14 protein-coding genes and 1 pseudogene are annotated in these 14,731 nt (G+C 32.6%); 12 read left to right on the top strand and 3 right to left on the bottom strand.

Features of this window, described 5'->3' with window-relative positions; all coding sequences use genetic code 11:
* From VLC96_RS13520 to VLC96_RS13500, 5 genes and pseudogenes are all read left to right on the top strand, one after another.
* Positions 1-330, top strand: a pseudogene (locus VLC96_RS13520) (UDP-N-acetylmuramate dehydrogenase); the annotation flags it as partial.
* Positions 331-350: 20 nt separating this feature from the next.
* Complete coding sequence (locus tag VLC96_RS13515) at positions 351-818, top strand: GNAT family N-acetyltransferase (RefSeq protein WP_325263707.1); 468 nt, start codon at positions 351-353, stop codon at positions 816-818.
* A gap of 170 nt (positions 819-988) precedes the next feature.
* On the top strand, positions 989-2,095 hold the full coding sequence (locus VLC96_RS13510) for a glycosyltransferase (RefSeq protein ID WP_325263706.1): 1,107 nt from the start codon (positions 989-991) through the stop codon (positions 2,093-2,095).
* On the top strand, positions 2,086-2,637 hold the full coding sequence (locus tag VLC96_RS13505; protein ID WP_325263705.1) for an RNA polymerase sigma factor: 552 nt from the start codon (positions 2,086-2,088) through the stop codon (positions 2,635-2,637). Before VLC96_RS13510 ends, VLC96_RS13505 begins: the two co-directional genes overlap by 10 nt.
* Before the next feature lie 429 nt (positions 2,638-3,066).
* Positions 3,067-3,897, top strand: a complete 831-nt coding sequence (locus tag VLC96_RS13500; protein ID WP_325263704.1) for an energy transducer TonB — start codon at positions 3,067-3,069, stop codon at positions 3,895-3,897.
* 72 nt (positions 3,898-3,969) lie between these two features.
* On the opposite strand, the gene VLC96_RS13495 is transcribed toward VLC96_RS13500, so the two are convergent.
* A complete protein-coding gene (locus VLC96_RS13495; RefSeq protein WP_325263703.1) occupies positions 3,970-4,845 on the bottom strand; it encodes a M48 family metalloprotease in 876 nt (291 codons plus the stop codon).
* Positions 4,846-5,116: 271 nt separating this feature from the next.
* On the opposite strand from VLC96_RS13495, the gene lipA reads away from it, so the two are divergent.
* From lipA to VLC96_RS13480, 3 genes are all read left to right on the top strand, one after another.
* Complete coding sequence (lipA, locus tag VLC96_RS13490) at positions 5,117-6,016, top strand: lipoyl synthase (protein ID WP_325263702.1); 900 nt, start codon at positions 5,117-5,119, stop codon at positions 6,014-6,016.
* A gap of 75 nt (positions 6,017-6,091) precedes the next feature.
* Positions 6,092-7,096: a type I glyceraldehyde-3-phosphate dehydrogenase gene (gap, locus tag VLC96_RS13485; RefSeq protein ID WP_325263700.1), complete on the top strand. Its 1,005-nt coding sequence runs from the start codon at positions 6,092-6,094 to the stop codon at positions 7,094-7,096.
* A gap of 73 nt (positions 7,097-7,169) precedes the next feature.
* Complete coding sequence (locus VLC96_RS13480) at positions 7,170-9,347, top strand: tetratricopeptide repeat-containing hybrid sensor histidine kinase/response regulator (RefSeq protein ID WP_325263698.1); 2,178 nt, start codon at positions 7,170-7,172, stop codon at positions 9,345-9,347.
* 3 nt (positions 9,348-9,350) lie between these two features.
* Here the strand turns inward: VLC96_RS13480 and VLC96_RS13475 are convergent, their stop codons facing one another.
* The gene (locus tag VLC96_RS13475; protein WP_325263696.1) at positions 9,351-10,163 is read right to left on the bottom strand and encodes a purine-nucleoside phosphorylase; all 813 of its coding nucleotides are present in this window, start codon (positions 10,161-10,163) and stop codon (positions 9,351-9,353) included.
* The gene (gene lpxK, locus VLC96_RS13470) at positions 10,135-11,160 is read right to left on the bottom strand and encodes a tetraacyldisaccharide 4'-kinase (RefSeq protein ID WP_325263694.1); all 1,026 of its coding nucleotides are present in this window, start codon (positions 11,158-11,160) and stop codon (positions 10,135-10,137) included. The genes VLC96_RS13475 and lpxK overlap by 29 nt, the downstream gene beginning before the upstream one ends.
* 366 nt (positions 11,161-11,526) lie before the next feature.
* Between lpxK and VLC96_RS13465 the strand changes: the two genes are divergently transcribed.
* From VLC96_RS13465 to VLC96_RS13450, 4 genes are all read left to right on the top strand, one after another.
* Positions 11,527-12,624 carry a Nif3-like dinuclear metal center hexameric protein gene (locus VLC96_RS13465; RefSeq protein ID WP_325263692.1) on the top strand — a complete coding sequence of 366 codons (1,098 nt, stop codon included), beginning with the start codon at positions 11,527-11,529 and terminating at the stop codon, positions 12,622-12,624.
* A gap of 3 nt (positions 12,625-12,627) precedes the next feature.
* Positions 12,628-13,407 carry a zinc ribbon domain-containing protein gene (locus VLC96_RS13460; RefSeq protein WP_325263691.1) on the top strand — a complete coding sequence of 260 codons (780 nt, stop codon included), beginning with the start codon at positions 12,628-12,630 and terminating at the stop codon, positions 13,405-13,407.
* Positions 13,408-13,455: 48 nt separating this feature from the next.
* Positions 13,456-14,313 (top strand): alpha/beta fold hydrolase, encoded by an 858-nt coding sequence (locus tag VLC96_RS13455; protein ID WP_325263689.1) that lies wholly within the window; start codon positions 13,456-13,458, stop codon positions 14,311-14,313.
* A 189-nt stretch (positions 14,314-14,502) separates the two neighbouring features.
* Positions 14,503-14,731: S4 domain-containing protein (locus VLC96_RS13450; protein ID WP_325263687.1), on the top strand; the 229-nt coding region annotated here is incomplete at its 3' end.

Raw genomic sequence — 14,731 nt, 5'->3', positions numbered from 1 at the left:
CCTGCCGAATTAGGAAATAGCGGTAGCTTTTTCAAAAACCCAATTCTGTTAAAATCAGATTTCGAGAAAATCCATCAAAAATTCCCTGAAATGAGATACTTTGATATTTCAGAAACCGAAGTAAAAGTCCCGGCTGGATGGCTAATAGAACATGCCGGCCTAAAAGGAAAACGCTTTGGCGATGCCGGAATTCATAAAAATCAAGCATTGGTTCTTGTCAATTATGGAGGTGCGACTGGACAAGAAATCCTGAATGTTTCCAAGACCGTTCAAAGCACTGTTTTTGATAAATTCGGGATTCACATCGAAGCCGAAGTAAATGTAATTTAGGGAAACACATTCCAAATTTTATGATTCAAACACTCTCGATAAAAATAGCAAATCCAGATGACGAAAATGTAATTGTAATTATAGAGGAGTTATCAGCTAATCTTTATCGCCGTTTCGGTAGTGACGGGAGGAATTCATTTAATGATTGGAAGCAAAATAATCCCAAATACATATTTGTTATTGCAGAAATTGATAATAAAATAGTTGGTTGTGGAGCAATAAGACCAATAACAGAAAAAGTTGGAGAAGTAAAACGAATGTTTTCCAAATATCCAGGAAAGAAAATCGGACAAACTATTTTATCTTATTTGGAAAACAAAGGGAGAGAAGTTGGTTATGAGGAACTGGTTTTAGAAACCAGAATTCAAAATGAAGAAGCAAAACGATTTTATTTAAAATCTAATTACAAAACCATTGCCAACTATGGTAAATACGTAGATAGACCCGAAGCTATTTGTTTTGGAAAATTTTTAAATCAAAATTTATAAAAAAGGATTCAAAAGATATCAAAGACAAGAACTTCAAAAATGAAAAAACCGCAAGCATTGGCCATAGCAAAAGAAATGGCTAAAAATTTAAAGTAATTACTAATTCTATATTGATAATCCATAATTGCTAATTACCTTTGCAATCGTTTTTAAAAGCCAAAAAATAAAAAATGCTTACAATTATTTTATACTTTTTTATTGCTATAGTTGTTATTCAACTTTTTTATTATCTCATCGTTTTTGCTAAATTTTCTTTTGCAAAAGCACAGGAAATCAACCCTAAAAACATTCCAATTTCTGTTATCGTTTGTGCCAAAAACGAAGAAGAAAATGTCATCAAATATGTTCCGTTATTGGCGGAGCAAAATTATCCTGATTTCGAAATCGTCTTAATTGACGATGCTTCCAGAGATAACACTTTGGAAGTTTTTGAAGAATTTGAAAAAAAATATCCAAATATCCGTTTGGTTAAAGTAAAAAACAATGAAGCCTTTTGGGGAAATAAAAAATATGCTTTAACACTAGGAATTAAAGCCGCAAAAAAAGGATATCTTTTATTTACAGATGCAGATTGCTACCCGACTTCTAAAGATTGGATAACAGCAATGAGCGCACAATTTACCAAAGAAAAAACAATAGTTTTAGGCTACGGTAGTTATGAAAAAATTGCCAACTCGTTTTTGAATAAAATAATCCGTTTTGAAACTTTACTTACTGCTCTTCAATATTTTTCATGGGCAAAAATAGGCAAACCTTATATGGGTGTTGGCCGTAATTTAGCTTACAAAAGTGATGAATTCTTTAAAGTAAACGGATTTATAGATCATATTCAGGTTCGTTCCGGAGACGATGATTTGTTTATCAATCAAGCCTCAGATTCCAATAATACCACGATTAGTTATTCACCAGAAAGCTTTACAGCATCAGAACCAAAGAAATCGTACAAAGATTGGTTTATTCAAAAAAGAAGACATGTTGCTACTGCCAAATACTATAAATCATTTGACAAAGCACAACTTGGATTATTCTTTAGTTCACAACTATTATTCTTGCTATTACCAATAGCTTTGTTAATTTTTCAGTTCCAATGGATATTAGTATTAAGTCTTATTGGCTTTAGATATTTAGTTACCTGGCTCGTTATTGGCTTTGCTGCAGGAAAATTAAAAGAGAAAGATGTAATGTATTGGTATCCTATTATAGAAATTATTCTTATATTCACTCAAATTAATGTCTTTGTAACCAACATTTTCTCAAAACCTGCACATTGGAAATAAGCAAACAAATAGAGAAAGCCAAAAAAGGTAATCAAGTTGCCTTTACTTTTCTGTTGGATTACTACTGGAATGAAGTTTATGGTTTTATGCTAAAACGCACCGAAAATGAAACCACAGCCGAAGACATTACAATCGAAACTTTCTCCAAAGCTTTTGACAAAATAGCTACTTACAACTCCGAATATCAATTCAACACCTGGTTAATTTCAATTGCAAAAAATGTGCATATTGATTTAATTCGCAAAAAAAAATCGAGCTTGTTTATCGAAATTACCGACGAACAAGACCAAACTGCCTATAACATTGCCGATACTACTCCATCGGCAGAAGATGTTTTGATTACCGAGCAAAATCTTTCTCAACTACTACAATTCATCAAAGAACTGAAACCGCATTATCAGGAAGTAATACAATTGCGTTATTTCCAGGAAATGAGTTACCAGGAAATTGCCAACAAAATTGGCGAACCGTTGAGCAATGTAAAAATCAAATTGCTCCGTGCCAAAAAATTACTTTCAGAAATTATTCAAAATAGAAGATAATATCAATTATCGATTATATTTTGGGCAAGACCACATTTAGAAAAGGGGCTTAATTTAGCATGCATTTATTCGCCCCTTTCCTAAATGCGGTCGGGCTATCCATGCTACTTCGGTAGCTTATTCCTATCCCTCTTGCGGGCTTTTCTGTTTCAAAATACATTAATCTTAAACTTCAACAAAGCACAATTCAAAGCTCTTTTTTATTGTTTTTTTAAAATATTTATAATAAATAATAATAGATAATTTTCTTAATTTTCAAACACTTAAACAATACTAATCAATAAATTATTAAATATCTACAAATATTTAACAAAATAATTAAGTTGTTTTTATTAGTTATATACTAATTTTTCTTATATTTACTTTAGAAGTTTAAATAACATTGGCCTATGATTTAATCTATACTTTAACCATTAAATCCAATAAATTATGTCTAAATTAAACATCTTCGAAACCAACTGGATTGATCTTGTATTCGAAAACAGAAACAAAGAATACGGAGCGTATCATTTACGTCAGGAAAACACTAAGACATCCTTTTTTGCACTTTTTGCGGGAATATCACTTTTGACAGCTGCCATAAGTATCCCCATGGTTTATAATTATTTAAATCCCGAACATAAAATTCCATCGGTACTGCCAGAGATACCACATATAGTTTTGGTCAATATGGATCCGATTGTGCCAGACCAAACTAAACCTCAAGAAGCGGTTATACCCGAAATTGAGAAACCAGTCAAAGAAACCATTAACACAAACAAACAACTTATAAATCCAGAAATCTTTCATGCAACTGCTGCAACTCAGGAAACCATTGCCACCAACGATGAACTCAAAAATAATCCTACCACAAACGTGACCGGTACCGAGGGCTCTGATTTAGGCACTGGAACAGTAGCAACTTCTGGAACAACCACAAACACTCCAAGCATTTCTGAGAACGCTATAATTCCAAGTGGAGCTTTAGACAAAAAGCCTGAGTTTCCAGGAGGAATTAAAAAGTTCTATACATATGTTGGCAACAACTTTGAAAAACCAGAATTAGACAGCGAAAGCTTAATCCGTGTGAGTGTTTCTTTTGTTGTCGAAAAAGACGGAAGCATGACAGACATAAAAGTTTTGAAAGATCCTGGCTACGGCTTAGGCGCTGAAGCTATTCGCGTTTTAAAATCCTTAAAAACCAAATGGAGTCCGGGAATAATGGACGGAAAACCGGTAAGAACATCCTATAATTTACCGATTACAATTCAATCCAATTAATATCTAAACATAAAAAGAGAAAGCTGAATTTTACGATTCAGCTTTCTCTTTTTATTAAACTACTTTAAAAATTTACTTTTTAGTAGTTGTTGTTTTTTTCTTAGTTGTCGTTGTTTTCTTAACTGTTGTAGCCTTTGGAAGTGTATTAACGATTGGTTTTTGCACATATGGTTTGTACAACCCATCTTTTTCAGCTCTTGCTTTAGCATTATCAGCTCTTAGTTTAGAATCTGGGTGAGAACTCATCATTTTATCAATAAATGAACTTTGAGTTCCTTCACTCATTTTTTCCAATATTCTAAAAGCAGATTCTTCAGCATTCACATCATATCCATTTTTTTTCATAAAATCATAAGCAAACAAATCTGCTTCAGATTCTTGTTTACGGCTGTATTTACTATCAATCATAGCACTACCAATTTTAGCCAATTGACTATCGGTAATTGCAGATATTTTCACAGACTGAGACGAAGCAGCATCAATCAAAGCCTCTTTTTGATACAAAGCTTTCATTGCATCTCTAGAATCGTGATTATTAACATGACCAATTTCATGACCTATTACAGCTATCAATTGATTATCATCCATTACATCCATTAAACCCGAGAATACACGTACACTACCATCGGCAGTTGCAAAAGCATTAATATCTTTGGTAAGATACACTTTGTAATTTAAGGTGTAAAAGTCTCCTTTTGTATGTTTTCCAAAAACACGAGCCAAACGAATCGCGTAAGGATTTGTATCTGGAGCCACCGTATTTTCAGCATCCATTTTGTCGACGGCTGGTTTGGACAAAGCCGCAGCATCAGCATCAGTAAAAGTAAATCCAGTAATTCCTTTTTGCACTGCACCTAATGCTTTTTCCCCAAAATTAATTTGCGCCTGTGTTGTAGAAACCCCAAACAAAACAGTCGACACACCTAATAAAAATAATTTTTTATTCATAATTCCCCCTAATTTTATTGTATTTAATTTTAAAGTACAAAGATACTATAAGTTTAAAAATTGCTAGATTCTCTTCACTTAAAAATCCTAATTTTAACACCAATACACTAAATCTCTTGTTTAAATTCTGCATTGCAAAAAGGAATTAATGACTGAAGTGATGAATAATTAAAATTTAGACTAAGTTAAATAAGAATTTTGTTAAATTCACAAATATGTAACTCAAATTCTAAAACTACATTCCTTATCTTTGCAGTCTGAAAATTGAAATATGGAAACTGTTTTAGACAATACATTACCTATTGGAACACAAGGTGGAGCCGAATCAAACGTAGCAAAACCAAAGTGGTTAAAAGTAAAACTACCAATAGGACAAAAATATACAGAACTTAGAGGTTTAGTTGATAAATATAGTTTGAATACCATTTGTACGTCAGGAAGTTGCCCAAATATGGGTGAATGTTGGGGCGAAGGAACTGCTACCTTTATGATTCTTGGAAATGTTTGTACCCGTTCTTGTGGTTTTTGCGGTGTAAAAACTGGAAGACCCGAAACTGTAGATTGGGACGAGCCAGAAAAAGTAGCTCGCTCTATAAAAATAATGAATATCAAACATGCTGTAATCACAAGCGTTGACAGAGATGATTTGAAAGATGGAGGCTCAATTATTTGGACTGAAACTGTAAAAGCCATCCGCAGAATGAACCCAAACACTACTTTGGAAACATTAATTCCAGATTTTCAAGGTATCGAAAGAAATATCGATCGTATCGTTGAAGCCAATCCTGAAGTTGTTTCTCATAACGTTGAAACCGTTCGAAGATTGACTCGCGAGGTTCGTATACAAGCCAAATATGATCGAAGTCTTGAAGTTTTAAGATATCTGAAAGAGAAAGGCATCAACAGAACCAAGTCGGGTATTATGTTGGGACTTGGCGAAGAAGAAGAAGAAGTTTTTCAAACTATGCGAGATCTGAAAGCTGCTAATGTTGATATTGTTACAATTGGTCAATATTTACAACCAACCAAAAAACACTTGCCTGTAAAAGAATTCATAACTCCTGAACAATTTGAGAGATATGAAAAATACGGATTAGAACTTGGTTTCCGTCATGTAGAAAGCGGTCCTTTGGTACGATCATCTTATAAAGCACAAAAACATATATTGTAAATTAGTATTCATCGTTCAGTAATTGGTATTCAACATTCACTTAACTTGAACTATTTAAACTTGAAATAAAACATCTTGAAAACAAGAATCGCGATTAATGGTTTTGGAAGAATCGGTAGAAATTTATTTCGTCTATTATTAAACCACCCAACCATCGAAGTAGTTGCCATCAATGACATTGCCGATAAAAAAACCATGTCCCATTTAACAAAATACGATAGTATTCACGGAGTTTTACCTTTTGAGGTAAGCCATGATGAAAAAGGAATTCAGGTTGACGGCAAACATTTTTTATTTTTCCACAAAAAAAATATCTCAGATCTTGATTGGCAAAGTATTGATGTCGATTTTGTTATTGAATCTACCGGAAAATATAAAACTTTTGATGAAATAAATGCACATATTTTAGCCGGAGCCAAAAGAGTTATTCTTTCTGCTCCAGCTGAAGTTGACAGTATAAAAACAGTAGTATTAGGCGTTAACGAATCCATTCTTGACGGAACTGAAACTATTATATCCAATGCAAGTTGTACAACAAACAACGCTGCACCAATGATCAAAGTTATTGAAGAACTTTGCGGTATCGAGCAAGCTTATATCACAACAATTCACTCCTTTACTACAGATCAAAGTTTACATGATCAGCCACATAAAGATTTACGCAGAGCCAGAGGAGCAAGTCAATCGATAGTTCCTACAACGACTGGAGCTGCAAAGGCGTTAACCAAAATCTTTAGATCACTAGATGGTAAAATGGGAGGTTGCGGAATTCGTGTTCCTGTGCCCGATGGTTCTTTGACCGATATTACATTTAACGTTAAAAAAAGTGTTACTATTGAAGAAATAAATAATGCTTTCAAACAAGCCTCAAAAACCAATTTAAAAGGCATTTTGGAATATACAGAAGACCCAATTGTATCAGTAGATGTAATTGGAAATAAAAATTCATGTATATTTGATTCTCAACTTACCTCGGTTATCGACAAAATGGTTAAAGTGGTTGGTTGGTATGATAATGAAATTGGATATTCGTCCAGAATTATTGACTTGATTTTATTGTTAAACTCAAATAAAAAATAAATACAAGCGAAGTAAACATTAATAATTATTCACAGTTACTATATTTATAATACGCATGAATAAATAAAATAACATGAAATACTTCTTATTATTATTTTTTTTCATTCAAACAATAGTCTATCCTCAAACAAGAGTGACAGATAGTGCTGTTTATTATTCGAAACTAGCGACAGAGAACGAAAAAGAAAATAATTATAAAAATGTTTTACTCTACACCCAAAAAGCAATCAATTATTGCAAAAAAAACAATCAGATTTATGGTGAAGCTAACCAAACTTTTCGTTTAGCCGAAATATATTACGATCTAAAACATTATAATGATGCTTTAGAAATTTTTAGCAAAAGCATCACGATATTAAATAGCATTTCAAAAAAACCAAATTACAAAGTTTCCGAAGCTTATTATTATATTGGATTAATTTATATAGAAAAAAAGAGATATGAACTTGCAGAAAACTTCATACTTAAAGCTGAAGAAATCCAAAAACAATTAAAAGTAAAAGATAATGCCGATTTAATTAAGCTGCAAAAAGGAATAATTGCACGAAAAAAAGGCAACCACACTTTAGCAACTGAATACTTTAGCTCTATCGCTGCAAAATCTCAAAACAAAGTCTCAGCAAATACCAAAGCAGAAGCATTATACCAGATTGGATCCATTGAAATTGAAAACAAACGTTATAATTTAGCTTTAAATTACTTCAACAGAGCATTAGAATTAAACAGAAAAAACAGAGACCTTAATCAAAAATCAAATATTTTATTAGCGATTAGCAATGCCTATGATAAATTGTTAAACAAGACCGCTGCTTATACATACTTAAAAAAACATTTAAATTTAAAAGAAAGTATTACACTGGCCAATGATGAAAAGCTAGGCATTAATGATTATGAAGCTTTTAAAGAAACCCAGCGTATCCAGGAACAATTGTTGAGAGACAAACAAAATGAACAAAAGCAAAAAGATGACAAATTCTCTAAACTCATCAGTATACTTGCTATTGCTATAATTTCAATTCTTTCACTGCTCAGTTTGTCATTGTACAAAAACAATATTATACGAAACCAAAGCAATTCATTATTAAAAGAAAAAAACAATGAATTGATTGTTGCCAAAAACAAAGCCGAAGAAGCATCAAGAGCCAGATCGGAGTTTTTATCGACTGTAAGTCATGAACTTAGAACGCCACTAAACGCAATTAACGGTATCACTCATCTACTTTTGCAAGAAAATCCGAAAAAAACTCAAATGCACTATCTAACTTCATTGCAATTTTCGGGTAATTATTTAACCAACTTCATTAATGACATATTAGAAATAAACAAAATTGAATCTAATAAATTGGAAATTGAATATATTAGTTTTAACCTTAAACAATTATTAATAGACATTCAGAATTCTCTTAAGGAAATCGCAACGGTAAACAACAACCAATTTCTACTTAAAATTGACTCTGCAATTCCTGATAATTTAATTGGCGATCCAACCAAATTGTCGCAAATTTTCATGAATTTGATTAATAATGCCTTAAAATTTACCCACAATGGTACAGTAAGTGTTATTGCTCGTTTAAGATGTTATACAAATGATAATGCAACAATTTATTTTCAAATTATTGATACGGGAATTGGAATTCCGGAAGATAAATTAAAAACCGTATTCAAAAGTTTTTCACAAGGTTCTGTCGAAATCAATAGGAAATTTGGAGGTACAGGATTAGGGCTTACCATTGTCAAAAAACTAGTGAAAATTTTGGGAGGACAAATACGCCTCAAAAGTACAGTTGGCGAAGGTTCTACTTTTTCGTTTGAACTCAATTTCAAAGAAGACACAAAACCAGTTCAAGTAAAGACTAAAATTAAAAATTACAATTCAGAAATATTCAAAAACAAAAAAATATTATTGGTTGAGGACAACAAAATCAACCAAATGATTACGCAAAAAATGCTTTCAAGAAAAGAAATGAAATGCACCATTTTGGACAATGGCGAAGAAGCTATTCAAATTTTAAAGAATAGCACTTACGATTTGGTTTTAATGGATGTACATCTTTTAGGAATAAACGGGACTATTGCTACTCAACAAATTAGAGAATTTGACACTAAAACACCTATTATTGCGCTTACTGCTATTTCGTTAAATGAAAATAGAGAAATGCTAATTTCTTATGGTATGACTGATGTTATTACAAAACCTTTTATTCCCGAAGATTTTTATACCACAATTGCTCAAAATTTCAGCAATTCTTAATTCTTAATTTCGTTTAATCAATTCTCTAATCAGTGCTCGCACATTTGGTTCAGCAGATTTAGCAGCTTCCAAAACTTCATCATGTGAAATACTAAGGATGCTTTCCTCATCACCCATATCCGTAATGACAGAAACTCCAAATGTTTCCAATTCCATATGTCGGGCTACAATAACTTCAGGAACAGTCGACATTCCAACGCAATCAGCTCCTAAAATTTTGACCATTTTATATTCGGCTAATGTTTCAAAAGTTGGCCCTTGAAGTCCAAGATAAATTCCTTCGTGAATTTCTATATTTAAATCCTGAGCTATATTTTTTGCTTTTTCAATCAAATCAACAGAATATGGCTGACTCATATTAACGAATCTTGGTCCAAATCGTTCGTCATTTTTCCCTCTTAAAGGATGTTCCGGCATAAAATTAATATGATCTTTAATGATCATAATGGAACCTACTCTAAAATTCGAATTTACCCCTCCCGAAGCATTTGAAACTATTAATTTTTCAACTCCTAAATACTTCATTACACGAACAGGAAAAGTCACTTCTTTCATCGAATATCCTTCATAATAATGAAAACGGCCTTGCATAGCAATAACCTTCTTATCCCCTACTTTACCAAAAACCAATACTCCATTATGACCTTGTACAGTAGATACGGGAAAATTTGGAATTTCATTATATGGCAATATATAATCAATTGCGATTTCTTCTGTAAATCCACCTAAACCTGAACCTAAAATAATACCATATTCTGGATCGAAATTTATTTTTTCTTTAATATAACTAACTGTTTCTTGAACTTTGTCCCACATAATTTAAAATATTTTTATTAAAACTATCTTCAGCAGAGAGGAATGAACTCTTTATGGGTAGAAAATAAAGCTCTTCACTTAAAATACTTCCTTTCAATCGAACATAATCTTTCTCTGTTGTTACAATAATTTTATTAGTTGCTTTTTGTTTAATTTCTATTAACTCGCTTTCGCTAAAGTTATGATGATCCGGAAAAGTCAGGCATTCATCATTTTCATTTTTTAAATGAGCAAAAAAAGACTCAGGCTTTGCAATTCCAGCCAACAGCAATTTATTCATCGTTTTGACTTCTTCAACGTTTATCTTTTTTTTATCAGAATAAATCATTTGGTCATACTCAATAAAGGTAAAGAACAAACTTTGATTTGAAGAAAGATTTAGCGTTTCTTTAATAGCTATTTGATCATCCAACGATAAGTTAGCTGGACATTTTGTAACAATAACAATATCTGCTCTTTGCGCTCCACTTCTACTTTCACGTAGATTCCCTGTAGGCAACATAAAGTCATTTATATACAAATCCCCATATGAAGTGAGCATGATATAAAACCCTGCTTTGACTTTTCGGTGTTGGAAAGCATCATCCAATAAAATGACTTCTGGCTTATTTGAATTGGAGAGTAATTGTTCGATACCATTTTTTCTGTTGGCATCAACGGCAACCAGAATATTTTTGAATTTTTGATAAAACTGAAAAGGTTCATCTCCTAATTCTAATGCATCTGAATTTTCATTTGCCAAAATAAATCCTTCAGATTGTCTTTTATATCCCCGACTCAGGGTCGCAACCTTGTATTTATCAGAAAGTAACCGAATCAAATATTCGATTTGCGGAGTTTTGCCAGTTCCTCCAACACTCAAATTTCCAACTGCAATAATTGGCAAATCAAATGAATATGATTTTAAAATTCCTTTGTCAAAAAGAAAATTCCGAATACTTGTTATAAAGCCATATAAAATAGCAAAGGGAAATAGTATTTTTCGAAGTAAATTCATTTTACGAAAGTAAAACATTTGCGAAAGTAATCCAAAATCTAAAAAATATTCAATGAAATAAAAACTCAAATTTCATCACACTTTTTAGATCATTAACCCGTTTTGTAAAGTAATAATTCCAGACAATTAAAACTGTTTTAGATGTTTTTGATCCCAATTAATTCATAATAAAAAAGTCGTACAAAATAATTAATGGAATAATAATTTTTCAATATAAAATCTTATTACGAAAATATAATATTTTATCTTTGGGCGAAAATTTTGAAAACATCTTAAAGCTAACAATCCAAATCAGTAACACTAATTTGTTTTGCTAATTTTATAAAATACAGATTAATAAAATACCTCGAAAAAAAGATTAAAAAGATGAGTACAATAAAAGAAATTCTTTCTGTTCTTGAAAAAATGGCTCCGCTGGCACATGCGGAAGACTTTGATAATGTAGGATTAATAATTGGAGACGAAAATAATGAAGCCTCGGGAATTTTAGTTTGCCACGATGCTTTAGAAAACGTGATTGACGAAGCTATTGCAAAAAAATGCAATTTAGTGGTTTGCTTTCATCCAATTATATTTTCTGCAATCAAAAAAATAACAGGAAAAAATTATGTTGAACGCGCTCTTCTAAAAGCTATAAAAAATGACATTGCCATTTATGCTGTACATACCGCACTTGACAATCATCCTGAAGGAGTAAATAAAATTTTCTGTGACACTTTGGGACTTATCAATACCAAAATTTTGATTCCAAAACAAAATCACATCCGCAAATTGGTTACTTATACAATTCGAGATAATGCTGAAAAAGTTCGAAATGCTTTGTTTAATGCAGGAGCCGGAAGTATTGGGAATTATGACAAATGTAGTTTTAACTCCGAAGGAACTTTTACCTACCAAGGAAACGAAAAAAGCGAACCAACAATTGGTGAAAGAGGCGTTTTGTCCAGAGGAACAGAAGTCAAAATTGAAGTGGTTTATGATAAACATTTAGAGGCCGGAATCATTAAAGCACTTCGTGAAAATCATATTTACGAAGAAGTAGCTACCGAAATCTACAATATGAAAAACACTTTTAATCATATTGGTTTGGGAATGATCGGAGAATTAGAAGAACCAATGGACGAAAAAGAATTCTTGCTTTATGCAAAAGACAAAATGAAAGCGGATGGAATTCGTCACTCAGCCTTTACAGGGAAAAAAATAAAAACAGTAGCTGTTTTGGGAGGATCAGGTAGTTTTGCTATTCCAAATGCAATTCAGGCTGGTGCTGATGTCTTTTTAACATCTGACTTGAAATATCATCAATATTATGAGGCCGAAAATCAGCTTTTATTAGCAGATATTGGACATTTTGAAAGCGAACGTTATACAAAAGAGTATATTGTTGATTATCTTAGAAAAAAAATCCCTAATTTTGCAATCATTTTATCGGAAGAAAATACAAATCCAGTTAAGTACTTATAGAATATGGCGAATACGAAAGAATTAAGTGTTGAGGACAAGTTAAGAGCAATATACGATTTACAACTTATTGACTCTAGAATTGACGAAATCAGAAACGTGAGAGGTGAACTACCTTTGGAAGTGGAAGATTTAGAAGATGAAGTTGCTGGTTTAAGCACTCGTTCAGAGAAATTGAAAAGTGAACTCGAAGTTATCGAAAACCTTATCAAAGAAAAAAAGAATGCAATTGACGAGCATAAAGAAGCTGTCAAAAAATACACTAAACAACAAGAAAGCGTTCGTAACAATCGCGAATTCAACTCTTTGACTAAAGAAATTGAGTTTCAAGAATTAGAAATTCAATTGGCTGAAAAGCAAATCAAAGAAATGAAAGCTTCTATTGAGCATAAAAAAGAATTGATTGCTTCTTCAAAAGAAAAGTTAGACGCCAAAATGGCTCACTTAAAGCATAAAAAATCAGAATTAGATGCTATTATGGCTGAAACTCAAAAAGAAGAAATCTTCTTAACTGAGAAATCTGCTGAATTTGAAGCATTAATCGAAGAGCGTTTATTAGTTGCCTACAAAAGAATCAGAAGCAGTGTCCGCAACGGACTGGCAGTTGTTTCTATCGAAAGAGGTGCGTCGGCGGGGTCATTCTTTACAATCCCTCCACAAACACAAGTAGAAATTGCTTCCAGAAAGAAAATTCTAATTGATGAACACTCCGGAAGAATATTGGTCGACACCGTTCTGGCTGAAGAAGAAAGAGAAAAAATGCAAAATTTATTTTCAACGTTCTAAAAAACAATTAAGCCTCGAAAATCGGGGCTTTTTTTTATCCTTTATATTTTGAATTTTAAAAAAAACATCCGTTCGATAATAATCAAATCAGTTGGTCAATACATTAATTTTCTGCACATTGTCCAACCAAAAAAAGCTCTACATTTATCTTATGCTTTTTTCAGTCAACCTCGGATTGGGAGAATTACAAAAGAAAACCTCCCTAAAGTTCTACAAAACACTCATAAAGAAACATTTCAACACAACGAAGACTACTTCCAGACCTATACTTGGAAAGGAAACAATACCAAAATACTATTAGTTCACGGATGGGAAAGTAATTCTGCCCGTTGGGAAAAAACCCTACCCTATCTTCAAAAATCTGGGAGTACCATCATAGCCTTAGACGCGCCAGCCCACGGACAAAGCAGCGGCAAAGAATTCAATGTGCCTCGTTATGCCGAATTCATCAACAAAGTCGTAAAAAAATTTGAGCCAAATATCATCATTGGACATTCCATTGGCGGTTCGGCTTGCCTCTACCACCAATATTTACACCCAGAGACAAGCATTCAAAAAATGATTATTCTTGGTGCCCCCTCCGATTTAAAAACCCTTCTCGACAACTACATACAACTGTTGAGTTTAAACCCAAAAATGCATCCTCTTTTAGAAAAACAATATTTAAAAAATTTCAATTTCAAACTGGATAATTTTTCAGTAGCCGCATTGGCAAAACAAATAAAAATAGAAGGAATCATTGCACACGACACCAATGACACCGTAGTAGCATTTGAAGAAGGACAAAAAATTGCCAATAATTGGAAAAACAGTCGATTCATAACCACTACAAATCTTGGTCATTCTATGCATGACGACAACTTATACCAAGAAATATCCCATTACCTATTTGGAGCCAAACAATAGGCCACTTTACAGGCATGGTTTCCCGCCATCTATTATATCTTTTTTCTATTAAAAAATAGAAAAAAGGATGCCATTCCTGTCGGGGCTAAAGAGGAAAAATTAGTTCTTTTTCAGCTGACATTAAATACAAAATCTTAGCTTCTTAAGATCTCACAATCTTAGAATCTAAAAAAACATTACTTTTGCAGTATGGAAGAAAATCTAAAACGCCTAAATAAATTCATTGGAGAAACAGGATATTGCTCACGCAGAGAAGCTGATAAATTCATAGAAGAAGGCCGCGTAACCATCAACGGAGTCGTACCAGAATTAGGAACCAAAGTTGGTCCCGATGACGAAGTGCGAATAGACGGAAAACTGATTCGTGAAAAGACAGAAAAACCAATCTACCTTGCATTCAACAAGCCCGTAGGCATAG

Origin of the sequence: Flavobacterium sp., from assembly GCF_035456085.1 — a bacterium.
Classification (GTDB): domain Bacteria; phylum Bacteroidota; class Bacteroidia; order Flavobacteriales; family Flavobacteriaceae; genus Flavobacterium.
This window is presented reverse-complemented; position numbering and strand designations above follow the sequence as displayed.

What these genes read in the sequence shown, in the direction of transcription:
- VLC96_RS13515 (WP_325263707.1), top strand. Translation starts at nt 351, where the DNA reads ATGATTCAAACACTCTCGATAAAAATAGCAAATCCAGATGACGAAAAT.
- VLC96_RS13510 (WP_325263706.1), top strand. Translation starts at nt 989, where the DNA reads ATGCTTACAATTATTTTATACTTTTTTATTGCTATAGTTGTTATTCAA.
- VLC96_RS13500 (WP_325263704.1), top strand. Translation starts at nt 3,067, where the DNA reads ATGTCTAAATTAAACATCTTCGAAACCAACTGGATTGATCTTGTATTC.
- VLC96_RS13495 (WP_325263703.1), bottom strand. Translation starts at nt 4,845, where the DNA reads ATGAATAAAAAATTATTTTTATTAGGTGTGTCGACTGTTTTGTTTGGG.
- lipA (WP_325263702.1), top strand. Translation starts at nt 5,117, where the DNA reads ATGGAAACTGTTTTAGACAATACATTACCTATTGGAACACAAGGTGGA.
- VLC96_RS13480 (WP_325263698.1), top strand. Translation starts at nt 7,170, where the DNA reads ATGAAATACTTCTTATTATTATTTTTTTTCATTCAAACAATAGTCTAT.
- VLC96_RS13475 (WP_325263696.1), bottom strand. Translation starts at nt 10,163, where the DNA reads ATGTGGGACAAAGTTCAAGAAACAGTTAGTTATATTAAAGAAAAAATA.
- lpxK (WP_325263694.1), bottom strand. Translation starts at nt 11,160, where the DNA reads ATGAATTTACTTCGAAAAATACTATTTCCCTTTGCTATTTTATATGGC.
- VLC96_RS13465 (WP_325263692.1), top strand. Translation starts at nt 11,527, where the DNA reads ATGAGTACAATAAAAGAAATTCTTTCTGTTCTTGAAAAAATGGCTCCG.
- VLC96_RS13460 (WP_325263691.1), top strand. Translation starts at nt 12,628, where the DNA reads ATGGCGAATACGAAAGAATTAAGTGTTGAGGACAAGTTAAGAGCAATA.